The sequence below is a fragment of the Microbacterium sp. X-17 genome (assembly GCF_039615055.1).
This window is the reverse complement of sequence record NZ_JBDHNI010000004.1, coordinates 481,165-499,671: the sequence shown is the minus strand read 5'-3', so window position 1 is coordinate 499,671 and position 18,507 is coordinate 481,165. Positions and strand designations below refer to the sequence as shown.

General features: G+C 73.0%; 15 protein-coding genes. 12 read left to right on the top strand and 3 right to left on the bottom strand.

The genetic code is table 11. From position 1 onward, the window contains the following. Positions 1 to 2: 2 nt before the first annotated feature. A complete protein-coding gene (locus ABCS02_RS21880; protein ID WP_345837799.1) occupies positions 3 to 1,463 on the bottom strand; it encodes an NAD(P)/FAD-dependent oxidoreductase in 1,461 nt (486 codons plus the stop codon). Positions 1,464 to 1,533: 70 nt separating this feature from the next. After that, positions 1,534 to 2,202: a TetR family transcriptional regulator gene (locus ABCS02_RS21875; protein WP_345837798.1), complete on the bottom strand. Its 669-nt coding sequence runs from the start codon at positions 2,200 to 2,202 to the stop codon at positions 1,534 to 1,536. A 216-nt stretch (positions 2,203 to 2,418) separates the two neighbouring features. Between ABCS02_RS21875 and ABCS02_RS21870 the strand changes: the two genes are divergently transcribed. The 10 genes from ABCS02_RS21870 to purH all read left to right on the top strand — a co-directional run bounded on the left by ABCS02_RS21870 (position 2,419) and on the right by purH (position 14,859). Next, positions 2,419 to 4,857 (top strand): glycosyltransferase family 2 protein, encoded by a 2,439-nt coding sequence (locus ABCS02_RS21870; RefSeq protein WP_345837797.1) that lies wholly within the window; start codon positions 2,419 to 2,421, stop codon positions 4,855 to 4,857. Next, positions 4,854 to 6,476, top strand: coding sequence for a carbohydrate-binding protein (locus ABCS02_RS21865; protein ID WP_345837796.1), 1,623 nt, complete (start codon positions 4,854 to 4,856; stop codon positions 6,474 to 6,476). The genes ABCS02_RS21870 and ABCS02_RS21865 overlap by 4 nt, the downstream gene beginning before the upstream one ends. 134 nt (positions 6,477 to 6,610) lie before the next feature. Further along, on the top strand, positions 6,611 to 7,774 hold the full coding sequence (gene sucC, locus ABCS02_RS21860; protein ID WP_345837795.1) for an ADP-forming succinate--CoA ligase subunit beta: 1,164 nt from the start codon (positions 6,611 to 6,613) through the stop codon (positions 7,772 to 7,774). A gap of 30 nt (positions 7,775 to 7,804) precedes the next feature. Beyond that, positions 7,805 to 8,707, top strand: coding sequence for a succinate--CoA ligase subunit alpha (sucD, locus tag ABCS02_RS21855; RefSeq protein WP_345837794.1), 903 nt, complete (start codon positions 7,805 to 7,807; stop codon positions 8,705 to 8,707). A gap of 53 nt (positions 8,708 to 8,760) precedes the next feature. Then, a complete protein-coding gene (locus ABCS02_RS21850; protein WP_345837793.1) occupies positions 8,761 to 9,201 on the top strand; it encodes a nitroreductase family deazaflavin-dependent oxidoreductase in 441 nt (146 codons plus the stop codon). Further along, on the top strand, positions 9,198 to 9,767 hold the full coding sequence (locus ABCS02_RS21845; RefSeq protein WP_345837792.1) for a hypothetical protein: 570 nt from the start codon (positions 9,198 to 9,200) through the stop codon (positions 9,765 to 9,767). Before ABCS02_RS21850 ends, ABCS02_RS21845 begins: the two co-directional genes overlap by 4 nt. Then, on the top strand, positions 9,764 to 11,332 hold the full coding sequence (locus ABCS02_RS21840; RefSeq protein ID WP_345837791.1) for a polysaccharide deacetylase family protein: 1,569 nt from the start codon (positions 9,764 to 9,766) through the stop codon (positions 11,330 to 11,332). The genes ABCS02_RS21845 and ABCS02_RS21840 overlap by 4 nt, the downstream gene beginning before the upstream one ends. Positions 11,333 to 11,391: 59 nt before the next feature. Next, on the top strand, positions 11,392 to 12,633 hold the full coding sequence (locus tag ABCS02_RS21835) for a DUF6350 family protein (RefSeq protein WP_345837790.1): 1,242 nt from the start codon (positions 11,392 to 11,394) through the stop codon (positions 12,631 to 12,633). A gap of 4 nt (positions 12,634 to 12,637) precedes the next feature. Further along, positions 12,638 to 13,225 carry a phosphoribosylglycinamide formyltransferase gene (gene purN / locus ABCS02_RS21830; RefSeq protein WP_345837789.1) on the top strand — a complete coding sequence of 196 codons (588 nt, stop codon included), beginning with the start codon at positions 12,638 to 12,640 and terminating at the stop codon, positions 13,223 to 13,225. A gap of 29 nt (positions 13,226 to 13,254) precedes the next feature. Then, on the top strand, positions 13,255 to 14,859 hold the full coding sequence (purH, locus tag ABCS02_RS21825) for a bifunctional phosphoribosylaminoimidazolecarboxamide formyltransferase/IMP cyclohydrolase (RefSeq protein ID WP_345837788.1): 1,605 nt from the start codon (positions 13,255 to 13,257) through the stop codon (positions 14,857 to 14,859). A gap of 125 nt (positions 14,860 to 14,984) precedes the next feature. Here the strand turns inward: purH and ABCS02_RS21820 are convergent, their stop codons facing one another. Further along, entirely contained in the window at positions 14,985 to 16,415 is a 1,431-nt protein-coding gene (locus tag ABCS02_RS21820) for an NAD(P)/FAD-dependent oxidoreductase (RefSeq protein WP_345837787.1), read from the bottom strand. A gap of 111 nt (positions 16,416 to 16,526) precedes the next feature. On the opposite strand from ABCS02_RS21820, the gene ABCS02_RS21815 reads away from it, so the two are divergent. Together ABCS02_RS21815 and ABCS02_RS21810 are read left to right on the top strand one after the other, a co-directional pair. After that, positions 16,527 to 17,993, top strand: coding sequence for an AlkA N-terminal domain-containing protein (locus ABCS02_RS21815; protein WP_345837786.1), 1,467 nt, complete (start codon positions 16,527 to 16,529; stop codon positions 17,991 to 17,993). Further along, positions 17,990 to 18,481, top strand: a complete 492-nt coding sequence (locus tag ABCS02_RS21810) for a methylated-DNA--[protein]-cysteine S-methyltransferase (RefSeq protein ID WP_345837785.1) — start codon at positions 17,990 to 17,992, stop codon at positions 18,479 to 18,481. Before ABCS02_RS21815 ends, ABCS02_RS21810 begins: the two co-directional genes overlap by 4 nt. Positions 18,482 to 18,507 lie beyond the last annotated feature (26 nt).

The window sequence follows — 18,507 nt, the reverse complement described above, 5'->3', positions numbered from 1 at the left end:
CGTCACACCCCGAACAGGTCGGCCAGGCTCAGCTCGAGGCCGGTCATGTCGTGCAGGGCGGTGCGGGCGGCGTGCCAGCCGGCCATCCCGTGCACGGACGGCCCGGGCGGCGTCGCCGCCGAGGCGAGGTACACGCCCGGCAGGGGCGTGCGCCACGGATGCCGCGACACGACCGGCCGGCGGACCGACTGCCGGAGCGTGAACGCGCCGCCGAGGATGTCGCCGCCGATCTCGGCCGGGTTGATCGCGCTGCGGCTCTCGGCCGGCACGGAATGGATCGCGAGGATCCGATCCCGGAAGCCGGGCGCGAACCGCTCCACCTGCCGGATGATCGTCTCCGTCGCGTCGAACCCGGACCCGGACGGCACGTGGGTGTACGCCCAGAACACGCCCTTCCCGGCGGGGGCGCGCGTCGGGTCGACGACGCTCGGCTGCACGGCCAGCACGTACGGCCGGTCGGGGACGCGGCCGCGCGCGACCTGCTCCTCGGCGGCCAGGATCTCGGCGCGCGTGCCGCCCAGGTGCACCGTGGCGGCCGCCGCGACGTCCGGGTTCGCCCACGGCACCGGACCGTCGAGCGCGACGTCGACCTTCGCGATCCCCGGTCCGTAGCGGTAGCGGCGGACGGACTCGGCGTAGCGGTCCGGGAGTCCGGCCGCGGTCAGCAGGAGCCGCGGCGACGTGTCGAGCAGCAGGAGGTCGCCCGCCGCCGGGTCGCCCCAGTCGAGGTCGTCGAGGGAGTCGATACGGCGGTGCGTCTCGATCGTGCCGCGGTGGCGGCGGAGGTCCTGGGCGAGCGCGTCGGTGATGGCGCGGGCGCCGCCGCGCGGGAGCCCCCAGCCGCCCGCGTGCCCATACGCGGCGAGCAGGACGCCGGCTCCGGCGGCCGCGAGGGACGGCATCCTCGTGTTGGCGTGCGCGAGCACGCCCGCGAACAGGGCCCTGCCCTCGGGGGTGCGCAGGCTCGTGGCGGCCAGCGGCGTCGCCTGCTCCAGCACCCGGATGCCGAAGCGCGCCGCGGCGACCGGGTCGCGGGGAATGCGGAGGAGCTGGTCGTCCGTGAAGTCCACGACCCCCTCGATGCGGCGCACGAGCGGCCGGACGAGCGCCCGCCAGTGGTGCCCGTCGTGGCCGAGCGCGTCGGCCGTGCGCTCCAGGTCGTGCCAGGCGATCGCGGCCCGGCCCCCGTCGAGCGGATGCGCGTAGGAGATGTCGGGCACGATCCAGTCCACGTGCCGGTCGAGCCCGAACGCGCGGAAGAACGGCGACGCGATCGCCGCGGGATGCACGGTCGAGCCCAGGTCGTGCCGGAATCCCGGCAGCGTCGACTCGACGGTGCGCGCGCCGCCCCCGATCCCGTCCTGCGCTTCGAGCACGCGCACGTGGAGTCCGGCGCGCGCGAGCGTCACGGCGGCTGCGAGCCCGTTGGGCCCCGAGCCGACGATCGTCGCCGTCCGCGTCACGACCCCAGTCTCCCACCGGGCGCGCACGCCCTCCGGGCCCTTGACCGGCGGTCCTGACCCCCTCCGGGGGTCAGGGGAGCTCGCTGCGCAGGCGCCGGGCCAGCTCGGCCGGCGGCATCCGGCGGGGGAAGACGGCCACGACCACCTCGTCCGCGTCCGGCACCGGCGCGGGGTGGACCCCGAAGCGCTGCATGGCCATGTCGAGGGCGGCGCGCAGGGTCGCGACCGACACGCGCTTCTGCCCGCGCAGGAGTTGGCGCAGCACGCCGTTGTGCACGGCGGTCACAGCCGCCGCGAACGAGACCGCGTCGAGCGGATCGAGTCCCGGCAAGGCGCGGCGCAGGTACTCGTCGAACAGCCGCTCGTAGCGGAACACCGTGACGATCTCGCGGTCGCGCAGCGCCGGCACCTGTCGCACGACGGCGTAGCGGCGCCGGCCGAGGTCTGCCTCCGCGGCGAAGTGCCGGAACACCTGGATCGAGGCCTCGCAGACGGCCTCCCACGGGTTCTCGTGCGGCTGGGCCAGGTATGCCCGCAGCTGCTCGAGCAGCACCTCGTGGTCGGCGAAGACCACGTCGTCCTTCCCGCCGAAGGTGCGGAAGAACGTCGAGCGCGAGATGCCCGCCGCCTGCGCGATCTGCTCGACCGAGGTGGCGTCGAAGCCCCGCGTCGCGAAGAGGTCGAGCGCCACGGCGACTACCGCGCCGGGCGCGGCGGACGACGGCGACGACTCGGACATGCGGCCGAGCCTACCGCCGGCCAACCTCAAGAACGGCGCAAGAAAAGCGCAAGGACGGGCCTCCGACGCAAGGCTTGCGCTACACGCGCGCAGAGTTTCCGCGTCCGCTGGGAGGATGGGGTCGGTCTCTCGTACCTTGGTACCGACAGCGCACGGTGCTGCCGGTACGCCCACACCACCCCGACCCGTCCGGGACGACGCCGAAGAGCAGAAGCCATGCCGAGAAAGCCCGCACTTCCCAGCACGCGCAAGCGGCAGTGGGGATCTGAGCGCAACCGCACGCCGCTGCCGACCCTGCACGCGAAGCCGTCCGCCGCGAAGCTCGTCTGGGCGCGCGTCGCGATCGTCATCACGGTGCTCGCCTGGGTGGCGTACATCCTCACGACGATCCTCCGCCAGATCTTCCTCTACGGGCCGGACCAGTGGTTCCTGACGCTCGAGGCGTACCTCTACGCCGCCATCATCACGTTCCTCAACTTCTCCGCGCTCATGTTCCTCGTCCAGCGCGAGGCGGCGCTCCGCCGCTTCCGCGACCACGAGCGCGTGCCCCGCGCGGAGCTCGACCGCCACTTCTACGACGAGCACGGCGAGGGGATGACGGTGCTGATCCCCTCCTACGCGGAGGAGCCCTCGGTCATCCGCAAGACGATGTGGTCGGCGGCGCTGCAGGAGTACCCGTCGCTGCGGGTCGTCCTGCTGCTCGACGACCCGCCGTACCCCACCGACCCGAACGTCAAGGCGCGCCTCGAGGCGACGCGCGCGCTCGCGGAGGGCATCGGCGAAGACCTCAGCGAGCCGTCCTACCGCTTCTCCCAGGCGCTCTTCGCCTACGAGCACGAGTCGATGATCCTCGGCAACGTGAACGACGAGCACGTCCGCAAGCTCCGCGACGAGTACCGCTACGCCGTGCAGTGGCTGCGCGACATGGCCGCGACCGAGGTTCACGAGGACCACGTCGACACGTTCTTCATCGACCAGGTGATCCTCGAGCTCGCCGAAGACCTCGACCTCACCGCCTCCGCTCTCGACACCGCGTACGACACGCATACGACCCCGACCCCGGAACGCCTGTACGAGCTCTATCGCCGCCTGGTGTGGATCTTCTCCGCCGAGATGGCGACGTTCGAGCGGAAGAAGTTCGCGTCGCTGTCGAACGAGGCGAACAAGGCGATGAACCTGAACGCCTACATCGGCCTCATGGGCGGCCGCTACCGCATGGAGAAGTCGCCCTCGGGCAAGACCGTCCTGCGTCTCGTGGCGGGGGCGGCCCAGGATGCCGACCTCATCATCCCGAACTCCGACTACCTGCTGACGCTCGACGCGGACTCGCTGCTCCTGCGCGACTACTGCCTCCGGCTCGTGTACTTCCTCGAGCAGCCCGGCAACGAGCGCATCGCGGTGACGCAGACGCCGTACTCCTCGTTCCGCGGCGCCCCGACGCGCATCGAGCGTCTGGCGGGCGCGACGACCGACATCCAGCACATCCTCCACCAGGGGATGTCGGGCTACAACGCGACCTTCTGGGTCGGCGCGAACGCCGTCATCCGCATGGATGCCATGGACGACATCATGCAGATCGAGGAGCAGGACGGGTTCGAGGTCCGCCGCTACGTGCAAGACCGCACGGTCATCGAGGACACCGAGTCCAGCGTCGACCTCGCCGACCACGACTGGACCCTCGTCAACTACCCCGAGCGCCTCAGCTACTCCGCGACCCCGCCCGACTTCGGCTCGCTCGTCGTGCAGCGCCGCCGCTGGGCGAACGGCGGGCTGCTGATCCTGCCGAAGTTCCTCAAGCAGGTACGCTCGCGCCGGCACACCAATAACCCGGTGCGCCTCGGCGAGTGGATGATCCGCGTCAACTACATGGCCTCGCTCGCGTGGGCGAGCTTCGCGCTCGTGTTCATCCTCGTGTTCCCGTTCGACAGCACGCTGCTGAGCCCGCTCGTGCTGGTCGCCGCCGTGCCCTACTTCGTCTGCCAGGCGAGCGACCTCAAGTACTCCGGGTACAAGTACATCGACATCTTCCGGATCTACGGCTTCAACCTGATCCTGCTGGCGGTGAACCTCGCCGGCGTGCTGAAGTCCATCGAGCAGGGCCTCACCGGGCGGAAGATCCCGTTCGCGCGCACGCCCAAGGTGCGCGACCGCACCGCGACGACGCTCCTCTATGTGGTGTTCCCGTGGGGGATCGTCGCGTTCTCGCTGTTCACCGCGTGGTGGAGCTTCACCGCGCAGAACTGGGGCACGTTCATCTTCGGCGCCTTCAACTTCGTCACCGCCCTCTGGGCGTGCGTCGAGAACATCGGCATCCGCAACTCGATCGTGGACTTCTGGATGGGGCTCACGAACTGGATGTGGGTGCCCGTGAAGAAGGATGCCCGGACGAAGGCGACGCCGGGCCAGGCGGGCTTCGACTGGCAGGACGCGCTGTTCCACGGCTACCCCGCGGCCGGCGAGCCCGGCGCCCCCACGCCGTCCCGGTCACGCAAGCGCCCCGTGCCGCAGCGCGTCCCGGGGAGTGTCCCCATCGAGAACCCGCCCGCCGGGGGGAGCGCCCCCACGGCGACCGTGACGTCGACCGAGACGTCCGCCGCCTCCACGGACACCCCGCCGTCGTCGCCGACCCCTGAGAACCAGAGCCCCGTGTCGTGAAGTCCCGCATCGCCTATGTCTCGCAACCCTCTCCGGGCCCGTACGACGGCAAGCGCCTCTCCCCCTGGCGCGTGCTGCTCGGGATCCTGATCCTCGCCGCCATCGTGGCCGCCGCGATCTTCGGGTACCGCTTCTTCGCGAACGAGCAGGTGCGCGGCGACGTGTCCGCGCCGTGGTTCGCCCCGTACGTCGATGTCACGGTGACGCCCACCTATGCCTTCGAGAAGCCGGCGAACAACGCCGACCTCGATGTCGTGCTCGCGTTCGTGGTCGCGCAGTCGGCGACCTCGTGCACGCCCTCCTGGGGTGCGGCCTACACGATGGACGAGGCCGCGCAGAACCTCGACCTCGACCGCCGCATCCAGCGCCTGCGCAACCAGGGCGGCGACGTGGTCGTCTCGTTCGGCGGCGCCGCCAACACCGAGCTCGCGAAGGCCTGCACGCAGGATGCTGCGCTCCAGCAGGCGTACGCGTCGGTCATCGATCGCTACGCCGTGTCGACGATCGACCTCGACATCGAGCAGGGCAACCTCACCGACCCGGTCGCGGGCCTGCGCCGCGCGGTCACGATCGCCGCGGTGCAGAAGCAGATGCGCGCTGAGGGCAAGCCGCTCGCCGTCTGGCTGACCCTGCCGGTGAGTCCGTCGGGCCTCACCGCCGACGGGCAGCAGGCCGTGACCCAGATGCTCCAGTCCGGCGTCGACCTCGCCGGGGTCAACGCGATGACGATGGACTACGGGACGAATCTGGGCGGCCAGTCGATGGCGCAGGTCTCGATCTCCGCGCTGCGGGCGACGGAGCGGCAGCTGTCGGCCCTCTACCAGCAGGCCGGCACGTCGCTGACGGACGCCACGGTCTGGGCGAAGCTCGGCGCGACGCCGATGATCGGGCAGAACGACGTCTCCGGCGAGGTCTTCACGATCGACGATGCGCAGCAGCTGAACTCGTTCGCACAGAGCCAGCACCTCGGCCGGATGTCGATGTGGTCGCTCAACCGCGACCGGGCCTGCGGCACGAACTACGCCGACCCGACCGTGGTCTCCAACCAGTGCAGCGGCGTCGACCAGGGCGACACGACGTTCGCGCAGACGCTCCAGCCCGGCTTCACGGCCCCGCCGGATGCCTCGGCGGACAAGACGACGACGCCCGAGGCGTCGCCGGTCGTGACCGACAACCCGTCGACGAGCCCGTACCCGATCTGGAGCGCGGACGCCACGTACCTCTCCGGGGCCAAAGTGGTGTGGAAGGGCAACGTCTATCAGGCGAAGTGGTGGACGCGCGGGGACAACCCGGACAGCCCGCTCGCGAACGCGGACTCGTGGCCGTGGAAGCTCATCGGTCCGGTCCTGCCCGGCGAGACGCCGTACCCGCAGCCGACTCTGGCGCCGGGTACGTACCCCGCGTGGGATCCGCAGACGGTCTACACGGCCGGCAACCGGATCATGTTCCAGGGCGTGCCTTACGAGGCGAAGTGGTGGACGCGCGGGGACAACCCCGCCGCCCAGTCGACGAACCCGGACGGCTCGCCGTGGATCCCGTTGACCGCGAAGCAGATCGAGGACATCAACTCCGGCGCGAGCCCGGCGGTGTCTCCGACACCCGCACCGCCCGCCGGCTGAACGGGCGTGCCACTGGCCGAGACGGCCGTGAAGGACGCGTCTTCGGGCGGTAGTAGGCTCGTGGCTTGGTCGGGCTCGCCCGACATCAAAGACGTGCTCGCGTCTGCCAATCCCGTTCCCAGTGAAGGACTGCAGTGGATCTGTACGAGTATCAGGCACGAGACCTTTTCGAGAAGTACGAGGTGCCGGTGCTCGCCGGCATCGTCGCGGACACGCCCGAGGAGGCGCGCGCGGCAGCCGAGAAGCTCGGCGGCGTCGTGGTCGTGAAGGCCCAGGTCAAGACCGGCGGCCGCGGCAAGGCCGGCGGCGTGAAGGTCGTCCGGACGCCGGACGAGGCGTACGAGGCCGCGCAGGCGATCCTCGGCCTCGACATCAAGGGCCACGTCGTGAAGCGCCTCATGGTCGCGGCCGGCGCCCGCATCGCGAAGGAGTTCTACTTCTCGGTGCTGCTCGACCGCGCGAACCGCTCGTACCTGTCGCTGTCGAGCGTCGAGGGCGGCATGGAGATCGAAGAGCTCGCCGTCGAGCGGCCCGAGGCCCTCGCCCGCGTCGAGGTCGACCCGCTCGAGGGGATCAGCCCGGCGAAGGCGCTCGAGATCGCGAAGGCCGCACGCTTCGACGACGAGCTGGCACCCAAGGTGGCCGACGTCTTCGTGAAGCTCTACGACGTCTACAAGGGGGAGGACGCGACGCTCGTCGAGGTCAACCCGCTCATCCTCTCGGCCGACGGCGACGTCATCGCGCTCGACGGCAAGGTCACGCTCGACGAGAACGCAGCGTTCCGCCACCCCGAGCACGAGGAGCTCGAGGACAAGGCCTCCACCGATCCGCTGGAGGCGAAAGCGAAGCAGCACGACCTCAACTACGTGAAGCTCGACGGCGAGGTCGGGATCATCGGCAACGGCGCCGGCCTCGTGATGTCGACGCTCGACGTCGTGGCCTACGCGGGCGAGGCGCACGGCGGCGTCAAGCCGGCGAACTTCCTCGACATCGGCGGCGGCGCCTCGGCGACCGTCATGGCCGCGGGCCTCGACGTGATCCTCGGCGACGCGCAGGTCAAGAGCGTGTTCGTCAACGTCTTCGGCGGCATCACCTCCTGCGTCGCGGTTGCGGAGGGCATCGTGAAGGCTCTCGAGATCCTCGGCGACGCGGCCACGAAGCCGCTCGTCGTCCGTCTCGACGGCAACCAGGTGGACGAGGGTCGCGCGATCCTCGCCGCCGCCAACCACCCGCTCGTCACGCTCGCCGCCGGTATGGACGAGGGCGCCGACAAGGCCGCCGAGCTGGCGAACGCCTGAGCCGCGGCATCCGGATAAGGGACTAGAGACATGTCGATCTACCTCAACAAGGACTCCAAGGTCATCGTCCAGGGCATCACCGGCGGCGAGGGCACCAAGCACACCGCCCTCATGCTGAAGGCCGGCACCCAGGTCGTGGGCGGCGTCAACGCCCGCAAGGCCGGCACCACCGTGTCGCACACCGCGAAGGACGGCGGCGCCGTCGAGCTCCCCGTCTTCGGCTCGGTCGCCGAGGCGATCGAGCGGACCGGCGCGGACGTGTCGATCGCGTTCGTTCCGCCGGCGTTCGCGAAGGACGCGATGGTCGAGGCCATCGACGCCGAGATCCCGCTCCTTGTCGTCATCACGGAGGGCATCCCGGTCGGGGACAGCGCCGAGGCGTGGGCCTACGCGAAGAGCAAGGGCAACAAGACGCGCATCATCGGCCCGAACTGCCCCGGCATCATCACGCCCGGCGAGTCGCTCGTCGGGATCACGCCGGCCAACATCACCGACAAGGGCCCGATCGGCCTCGTGTCGAAGTCGGGCACGCTCACGTACCAGATGATGTTCGAGCTGCGCGACCTCGGCTTCTCCACCGCGATCGGCATCGGCGGCGACCCCATCATCGGGACGACGCACATCGACGCGCTCGCGGCCTTCGAGGCCGACCCGGAGACGAAGGCGATCGTCATGATCGGCGAGATCGGCGGCGACGCCGAGGAGCGCGCGGCCGACTTCATCCGCGCCAATGTCACCAAGCCGGTCGTCGGCTACGTCGCGGGCTTCACGGCCCCCGAGGGCAAGACGATGGGCCACGCCGGCGCGATCGTGTCCGGCTCGGCCGGCACCGCGCAGGCGAAGAAGGAGGCCCTGGAGGCCGCGGGCGTGAAGGTCGGCAAGACGCCGTCCGAGACCGCGGCCCTGATGCGGGAGATCATCGAGTCGCTCTAACCGTAAGACTGCGGAGGCAGTCTCACGGGGGTGGGCCGACGTACAATCGGCCCATGCCGTTGACTGGGGACTACCTGCCGGGGACCGCCGAATGGGCGCGGACGCAGGCGGAACGCTACGAGGAGACCCGGGGCGCCGAGGCCGCTGACCTGCGGGGGAAGCCGATCATCGTCCTGACGACGGTCGGCGCGAAGACCGGCGGGCTGCGCAAGACCGCGCTCATGCGCGTCGAGCACGACGGCCGGTACGCGGTCGTGGCCTCGCGCGGCGGCGCCCCGAAGGCCCCGCAGTGGTACTGGAACCTCCGCGCGAACCCGCACGTCGAGCTGCAGGACGGCGCGACAACCCGTGATTACGCGGCCCGCGAGCTCGCCGGTGCCGAGTACGACGAGTGGTGGGCGCACGCCGTGGCGGCCTGGCCGGCGTACGCGGACTACCAGGAGAAGACCGACCGTAAGATCGCCGTCTTCCTCCTCGAGCCCCTCGAGTCGTGACCGCGCGCCGCACGCGCGCCCGCGCCGCTCACGCCGAGCCGCGCCGGCGCCGCGGCGGGACGATCGCGATCGCGGTGGCCGGGGCGGTCGCCGGGCTCGCAATGCTCAGCGGCGCGGCGTACGTCGTCGTCCCGCTCGTGGCCACGAACCTCACCTCCCGGACCCCGACCGTCGACACCCCGGTCGCGACGGCGAACCTCGCGGCCAGCTTCCTGCTCCCCGCCCGCTGGACCGCGCAGCATCCGTTCCTCCGGGACGACGAGCTCGTCGTCCGCTCGCCCGACGGGCGTCTGGTCCTGACGATCACGGCCGTCGCGCGACCCGTTGATGCCGCGTTCGCCGCGGCCGCCGCCGGGACGGCGGGCCTCGGCTCGGCTGTGACGGAGATCCTCGGCTCGGGGCTGAGGAGCAGCCACGCCACGACCGCGGACGGGCACACCGTCATCGCGGCCGTCGGCGGCGACGGTGACAGCGCGACCGTCACCGCAAGCGTCGACACCGACGATGCCGCCGCGTATCGCCCCGCGATCGCCCGTGTCCTCGCGTCGATCCGGGTGGCGCGGTGAGGTGCGGACCGCTGCGGCGCCTGGCCGCAGCATCTCTCGGACTCGTCGCGGTCGCGCTCGTGCTGGCCGGCTGCGCGACCCCCGCGGACGCGACCTGGACGCCGCCTGCGTGGTCTCTTCCCGCGGCCGTGCGCGTGACTGCGCCGGCACCCCTCGACCCCGCGTCGGTCGCGAACCTGACTGGCCAGCGGATCCGCAACGATGCCGTGGGCATCGCCGCGCGCTGGTCGCTCCTGCCGGGGTCGCAGGCGCTCAACGGGAGGCTCGCCGGCCTCGTGAAGGATGCCGTGACCGCCCGCGCGACGGCGACCAAGACGCGGTACACGCCCGCCGTCTTCCCGACGAGCGCGGGCCTCGGCGACCGCGGCTGCGTGCGCGGCTCCACCCTCCGCCCGGCTGCCGAGGTGCTCACCGACCCGGCCCTCGGCCCGGCCGGCCCCAGCGGCACGGCGGTGACGTGCGACATCGTCACGGCGATCGGCCCCTTCCTCGGCGAGCGGATGCGCGTCGTCACGGGGGACCCCGCGCACGTCGCATCCGACGCCTCGACGCTGCTGTACACGAACGTCGCGACCGGGGAGGTGACCCTGGCCGCGCAGCTGTGGACCGCGGCGGCCCCCGCCGAACTGTGGGACGACGTCGTCGACGCGATGCGCCGCGACGCCGGGTCTCTGAGCCTCGCGACGATCGCGCCGCCGGATCAGGCCGGAGCGGCCGCGATCCGCGCCGCGCTCGCCTCGACCGTCGCGGCGCCGGACGGCTCTCTCGTGATCACCCTGCCCCCGGGCTTCACGGCCCCCGAGCTCGTCGCACTCGGCCTCCCGCCGACGACGGAGAGCACCTCGATCGCGGTCGGGCCGTCCGCCTCCGGACCGCTCACGACGCCGTTCGCCCGGCAGCTGGTCGAGGCCGCGGGACAGGCCTTCGCGGCGCCGGCGGCCGTGCCGGCCGGCGCCGAGTCCGTCGACTGCACGCTCGTGCCGTGCGTCGCGATGACGTACGACGACGGCCCGAGCGACCTCAGCTCCGCGATCCTCGACGCGGCCGCGAAGCACCACGCATCGGTGACGTTCTTCTGGATGGGCGAGAAGGCCGCGCAGTACGCCGGCACGATCAAGCGCGCCGTGGCCGAGGGACACCTCGTCGAGAACCACACGTGGAACCATCCGCACCTCACGACCCTGAGCCCGGCCGCCGTGACCAAGCAGATCAAGGACACGCAGGCCGCGCTCGCGACCGCCGCGGGCGTCACGCCGAAGGCGTTCCGGCCGCCGTACGGGCAGTACAACCCGGGGGTGCTCGCCGCCGCCGGCCTGCCCGCCATCCTGTGGGACTACGACACGCTCGACTGGCAGGGTCCGGCCGACAGCGTGCTCATCGACCGCGCGGTCAACGGCCCGTCGGTCGGGTCGATCGTGCTGCAGCACGACATCCAGGCGGTCACCGGCCGGGTCGTCGGGACGGTCTACGACGGGCTCGCCGATCGCGGCTTCACGCTCGTGAACGTCCAGCAGCTGCTCGGCGGGAAGCTGCCGGCCTCGGGCATCGTCAAGAGCGGCCGTTGACGCTCCGCCGGTGAGGCGGCGCGGCGAGGGAGGATGCCCCGACTAGTGTCGGGTGCGCCATGCAACGCGTCCTCGTCGCCCTCCTCACCGCGCTTGACGCCCTCGTGGCCGGCGCGGTCGGGATCGCGGCGGCGCTCGCCCCCCTGGCGCTCCTCTGGGTCTTCGCCCTCCCCGACCCGGCGTGGGGCGACCTGTGGCCGGCATCCGGCGTCGTGTGGCAGCTCGGCCACTTCGTGCCCGTCACCGTGACGCTGCCGGGGGAGTACCTCGCGGTCAGCGGCATCCCGCCGGAGGCCGCGACCTTCGTGCTCTCGCTCGCGCCGCTCGCGTTCGCGCTGTTTACGGCGTGGTCGGCCGCGCGTTCCGCGGGCCGCGCCGCCCGTGCCGGCGCGTGGTTCACGGGCGTCGTGACCGGCGCCCTGGTGTTCGGCGTGATCGCGGCCGTGGTCGCGCTGACGACCCGGAACCCGATCGCCGTCGTCGACCTCCTGCCGGCGATCCTGCTGCCCATGCTCGTCTACCTCGTGCCCGCGCTCGTCGCCGGGATCGTGACCGCCTGGCGCGAGGGCGACGGCGGCGTGGTCGACGCCGTCCGCGACCGGATCGAGCGGATGCCGGGCAGCTGGGCCGACGTGCCCGCCCTCGCCCTCCGCGGCCTGGGGGTCGTCGTCGCGGGCCTCGCCGGCGTCGGCGCGCTCGTCGTGCTGTTCGCGGTGCTGCTGCGCGGCTCCGAGGCCATCGCGCTGTTCCAGACCGCGAACGTCGACGGGCTCGGCGCGACGGTGGTCGCGCTCGGGCAGCTCGTCTACCTCCCGACGCTCGTGGCGTGGGCCGTGTCGTTCGCCGCCGGGCCCGGGTTCGCGATCGGCGCCGACGCGTCGGTCGCGCCGGGCAGCGGGCAGGTCGGTGTCGTCCCGGGTATCCCCGTGCTCGCACTCGCCCCGCCCGACGCCTCGAGCTGGTACCTCCTGCTCGTGCTCCTGCCGATCGGCGTCGGCGCGCTCGCGGGGTGGGTCCTCCGCGCCCGGACCGGCGACGAGGTCGCCCCGCGGGTCGTCCTCGTGCTCGCGGTGGCCGTGCTCTCCGCGGGCTTCGCGGCGCTGCTCGCGCTCGCGTCGTCGGGCTCGATGGGCCCCGGGCAGCTCGCGCACGCGGGGCCCGCACCCGGGCCCCTGGCCCTGGCCGTCGGCATCGAGGTCGCGCTCGGGTGCGGCATCCTGCTGCTCTCGCCCCGCCCCCGGGTGCGGGCCGAGGCCCCGGCGCCCGCCGCCGAGGACGCTCTCGCCCCCCGGGTACACTGAGAAGGTGCTGCGAGTCGCCGTCCTCATCTCCGGGGGCGGCTCCAACCTCCGGGCGCTCCTCGAGGCCAGTGCGGATGCCGGATACCCCGCGCACGTCGTCGCGGTCGGGGCCGACCGCGAGGCATCCGGCCTCGCGCACGCGGAGGAGTTCGGCATCCCGAGCTTCGTCGTGCCGTGGCGCGGCGCCGGCGAGCGCGAGGCGTGGGGTGCGGAGCTCGACGCCCAGCTCGCCGCCTGGCAGCCCGACCTCGTCGTTCTGAGCGGGCTCATGCGGCTCCTGCCCCCGGCATCCGTCCGGCGCTGGTCCGGCCGGCTGCTCAACACCCATCCCGCGTTCCTGCCCGAGTTCCCCGGCGCGCACGGCGTGCGCGACGCGTTGCAGTCCGGCGTCCGCGAGACCGGCGCGAGCATCATCCTCGTCGACGACGGCGTCGACACCGGGCCCGTGATCGTGCAGGAGCGGGTCCCGATCCTGCCCGGCGACGACGAGCACGCCCTCTCCGAGCGGATCAAGCTCGTGGAGCGCCGCCTTCTCATCGACGTGGTGCGCCGCATCTCCACGGGCGAGCTCGACCTGACCGCGGTGCGCTGAGCGCCGAATCCCACGAAGCGAGGCAAGCAATGGCCGGTCCCCGACACGACCCCTCCCTCTACCGCGAGCGCGACCTCGTGCCGATCCGGCGCGCGCTCGTGTCCGTGAGCGACAAGACGGACCTCGTCCCGCTCGCGCAAGCGCTCGCGGGGGCGGGCGTGGAGATCGTCTCCACCGGCTCGACCGCGGCGCGCATCCGCGACGCGGGTCTCGCGGTGACCGATGTCTCGGCCGTCACGGGCTTCGACGAGGCTCTCGACGGCCGCGTCAAGACGCTGCACCCGGGCGTCCACGCGGGCCTCCTCGCCGACCTCCGGCTCGAGGACCACGAGCGTCAGCTCGAGGAGCTCGCGATCGCGCCGTTCGAGCTCGTCGTCGTGAACCTGTACCCGTTCGTCGAGACCGTCGCCTCGGGCGCCGCCCGCGACGACGTCGTGGAGCAGATCGACATCGGCGGACCCGCGATGGTCCGCGCCGCCGCGAAGAACCACGCGAACGTCGCGATCGTCGTCTCGCCCGAGTCGTATCCGTCGATCGTGGAGGCGCTCGGCGTCGGCGGCACGCGCCTGCAGGAGCGGCGCGAGCTCGCGGCCCGCGCCTTCGCGCACACCGCGGAGTACGACCGCGCCGTCGCGACGTGGTTCGCGGAGGGCACGATCCACGAGGACGCGCTGCCCAACCACCTCACGATCAAGGCCGAGCGGCTCGCGACGCTGCGGTACGGCGAGAACTCGCACCAGCGCGCCGCGATCTACACGCGCGTCGGCGGCCACGGCATCGCCCAGGCCACGCAGCTCCAGGGCAAGGAGATGTCGTACAACAACTACGTGGACGCGGATGCCGCGCTGCGGGCGGCGTTCGACCTCCTCAAGCCCGCGGTCGCGATCATCAAGCACGCGAACCCGTGCGGGATCGCCACCGCCGCGCCGCACGCGCTCGACCCGATCGCGAGCGCGCACCTGCGGGCGCACGCGTGCGACCCGGTGTCCGCGTTCGGCGGCGTCATCGCCGCGAACCGCACCGTGACGCTGAAGATGGCCGAGAACCTCCGCGACATCTTCACCGAGGTCATCATCGCGCCCGGGTTCGAGCCGGAGGCGCTCGAGGTCTTCCGGCTGAAGAAGAACCTCCGCGTGCTGGAGCTGCCGGCGGACTGGCACCAGGAGCGGATGGACGTCCGCCTCGTGTCCGGCGGCCTCCTGCTGCAGGACGCCGACCGCTTCCCGGACGACATCGAGTCGGTGGCCGCGGAGTGGGAGCTCGTCTCGGGCGAGCGGCCGCCGGAGGAGGCGCTCTCGAACCTCATCTTCGCGTGGAAGACCTGCCGCGCGGTGAAGTCGAACGCGATCGTCCTCGCGAAGGACTCGGCCACGGTCGGGATCGGCATGGGCCAGGTCAACCGCGTCGACTCGTGCCGGCTCGCGGTCGAGCGGGCGGGCGAGCGCGCGCGGGGCTCGGTCGCGGCATCCGACGCGTTCTTCCCGTTCGCGGACGGCCCGCAGATCCTCGTGGACGCGGGCGTGTCCGCGATCATCCAGCCCGGGGGATCCGTCCGCGACGGGGAGGTCGTGGACCTCGCCCGCCAGGCCGGCGTGACCATGTTCTTCACCGGCGAGCGCCACTTCTACCACTAGGCCCTGGGTCGGCCTCGCGTCGTCGTCACCCCGTCGTCGTCACCCCGTCGTCGTCACCCGTCGAGACTCGGCGTCCGCGCCGATACACGCGGCCTCGCGCCGGGTCTCGGCGCGGATGCCGAGTCTCAGGCGCTGGGCGTCGGGCGGCCGAAGGCCTCCAGGAAGCGGAGCCAGACCTCGCTGAGCGTGGGGTACGACGGCACGGCGTGCCAGAGGCGATCCAGCGGGACCTCGCCGACGACGGCGATCGTGGCGGAGTGCAGGAGCTCGGCGACGTCCGGTCCGGCGAACGTCGCGCCGACGAGCACGTTGCGATCCTCGTCGACGATCGCGCGGGCCTGGCCGCGGTAGTCGTCGGAGTGCGTGGTGGCGCCGGCGAGCCAGGACAGGTCGTAGTCCAGCACGCGGATGCGGAGGCCGGCCTTGCGGGCGGCGGCCTCGGTGAGTCCGACCGACGCGATCTCCGGCTCGGTGAACGTCACCTGCGGCACCGCCCGGTGGTCGGCCGTCGCGACGTGCGCGCCCCAGGGAGCGTCGTCGACGGCGCCGCCCGCGGCCCGCGCGGCGATGACGTCGCCCGCCGCCCGCGCCTGGTACTTGCCCTGGTGGGTGAGCAGCGCGCGACGGTTCACGTCGCCGACCGCGTAGAGCCAGTCCGTGCCGGTGACGCGCAACGTGTCGTCGACCTCGAGCCAGGCGCCCGGCTCGAGCCCGACCGTGTCGAGGCCGAGGTCCCCCGTGCGCGGGGTGCGGCCGATCGCCACGAGGACGCGCTCGGCCTCGACGGTCGACCCGTCGTCGAGGGTGAGGCGGACGCCGGTGTCCGTGTTCGTGGCATCCGTCGTCTCCACCCCGGTGCGGACCTCGACGCCGCTGGAGCGGAGGGACTCCGCGACGAGGTCGGCGGCGAACGGCTCCATGTTCGGCAGCAGGCTGCGGCGGACGATGAGGGTCACGCGCGTGCCGAAGCCGGCGTACGCGGTCGCCATCTCGGCCGCGACGACGCCGCCGCCGATGATCGCGAGGGATGCCGGGATGTCCTCCGCGCTCGTCGCCTCGCGGCTCGTCCACGGGTCGACGTCGGCGAGGCCGGGCACGTCGGGGAGGAGCGGGGCGGATCCGGTGCTCACCGCGACCGCGTGCCGGGCGACGAGCGTCGTGACGGTGCCGTCCATCGCGGTGACCTCGACGCGCTTGGGGCCCGTGAGTCGTCCGTGCCCGCGCACGAGGTCGATCCCCGTCGCGGTGAGCCAGGCCACCTGGCCGTCGTCGTGCCAGTCGTGGACGATGCGGTCGCGGCGGCGCAGCGCGCCCGCGACGTCGACGCCGCCGGTGACGGACGCGCGCGCGCCGTCGACATCCCGCGCCGCCCGGAGGGCAGCGCCGGCGCGCAGCAGTCCCTTCGACGGCATGCAGGCCCAGTAGGAGCACTCGCCGCCGACCAGTTCGCTCTCCACGACCACGGTCGTGAGGCCCGCCTGCGCGGTGCGATCGGCGATGTTCTCCCCGACCGGCCCCGCCCCGATGATGACGACGTCGTACTCCCGCTCGCTCATGCCCTCACGGTACCGCGCCGCCCTATGCCCGCCGCCCGTGCGGCCGGACGCCGGGACTGCCGTGTCCGAAAACCGCCAGCCGGCGGGACGGAGGCGTGCGAGGCTGGGGGCATGAGCATGATCGCGGGGTTCGAGGAGCGCTATCGCGCGATCGAAGCGCGCGACGTGCGGTTCGACGGCCAGTTCGTCACCGCGGTGCGGTCGACGGGGATCTACTGCCGCCCGAGCTGCCCCGCGCGCACGCCGAAGCGCGAGAACGTGGAGTTCTTCGCGACCTCGGCCGCCGCGCACGAGGCGGGCTACCGGGCGTGCAAGCGGTGCCTGCCGGAGGCTGCGCCCGGGTCCCCGACCTGGAACGTCCGCGGCGACGCGGTCGGGCGCGCCATGCGGCTCATCGCCGACGGCGTCGTGGAGCGCGAGGGAGTGCCCGGCCTCGCCGCGCGGCTCGGCTACTCGACCCGGCACCTCACCCGCCTCCTGGCGCGGGAGCTCGGCGCCGGACCCCTCGCGCTCGCCCGCGCACACCGCGCCCACACGGCGCGGATGCTCCTCGTCGGAACGAGCCTGCCGGCCGCCGACGTTGCGTTCTCGTCCGGCTTCGTGAGCGTGCGGCAGTTCAACGACACGGTCCGGGAGGTGTTCGGGATGCCGCCGCTCGAGCTCCGCGCGCGCCGCCGCATCCTCGAGCCGCACGCCCCCGGCGCGATCGACCTGGCGCTCCCGTTCCGCGAGCCGATGGACGCCGCGGGCGTGTTCGCGTGGATGGCGGCGCGCGCGATCCCGGGGGTGGAGGTCGCGGCATCCGGCTCCTACGCCCGGACGCTGCGCCTCGACGGCGGTCCGGCCTGGTTCCGGGTGCGGCTCGACGGCGGGCGGCTGCGGCTGGAGGCGCGGCTCGCGCGGCTCGCCGACCTGCCCCCGCTCGTCGCCCGGGTGCGGCGGCTGTTCGACCTGGACGCCGACCCGGTCGCGGTCGATACGGCACTCGCCCGGCAGCCCGAGCTGCGCGGACTGGTGGCCCGCACCCCGGGCATCCGCGTGCCCGGCGCGAGCGATCCGCACGAGATGCTCCTGCGGGCCCTCGTCGGCCAGCAGGTCTCGGTGCCGGCGGCACGTACCGCGCTCGCGCGGCTGACGGAGGCGCTCGGCGAGCCCGTGCCCGAGCATGACGGCACCGACCGCCTGTTCCCGACCATGGCGGCGATCGCGGAGCGGGGGAGTGACGTGCTGCGCGGACCCGCCTCGCGCGTCCGGGCCGTCGTCGGCGCGGCCGCAGCCCTCGCCGCGGGCGACGTGACGCTCTCGATCGGCGACGATGCGGGCGAGCAGCGCGCCGCGCTGCTCGCCCTGCCCGGCGTCGGCCCGTGGACCGCCGACTACGTGCGGATGCGCGTCACCGGCGATCCGGACGTGTTCCTCCCCGGCGATGTCGCCGAGCGCCGTGGCGCGGCATCCGCCGGCCTTCCCGACACCCCGCGGGCCCTCGACGCGTGGGCCGCCCGCACCGCGCCCTGGCGCAGCTACCTCACGACGCACCTGTGGCGCGCCGCCGCCCTCCCCCCGAAGGAGTCCTCATGACCGCCCTCGTCGAGACCGTCGGGACACCCGACGGGCCGTTCACGATCGTCGTCGACGAGCGCCAGCGCGTGCTGGCCTCGGGCTGGACCGCGGATGCCGCCGCCGCGCTCGCCCGGATCCACCCTCGTCTGCGCCCCGCCGAGACCCGCGACGGCGCGACGGAGGCCGCGGCCGCCGTGCGCGCGTACTACGCGGGTGATGTCGCCGCGATCGACGGGGTGCCCGTCCGGCAGCAGGGCACGGACCTGCAGCTGGCCGGCTGGCGTGCCCTCCGCGGGATCCGCCCCGGCGCCCCACTCACGTACACCGAGCTCGCGGCGGCCCTGGGCCGCCCCTCCGCGGTGCGGGCCGCGGCCTCGATCTGCGCCCGCAACGCCCCGGCCCTGTTCGTGCCGTGCCACCGCGTCCTCCGGTCCGACGGCTCCCTGGGCGGCTTCGCCTGGGGCCTGCCGGTGAAGCAGTCCCTCCTGTCCCGCGAGTCCGCCTGACCCCCGCCTGACCCCCGCCCGCCCCC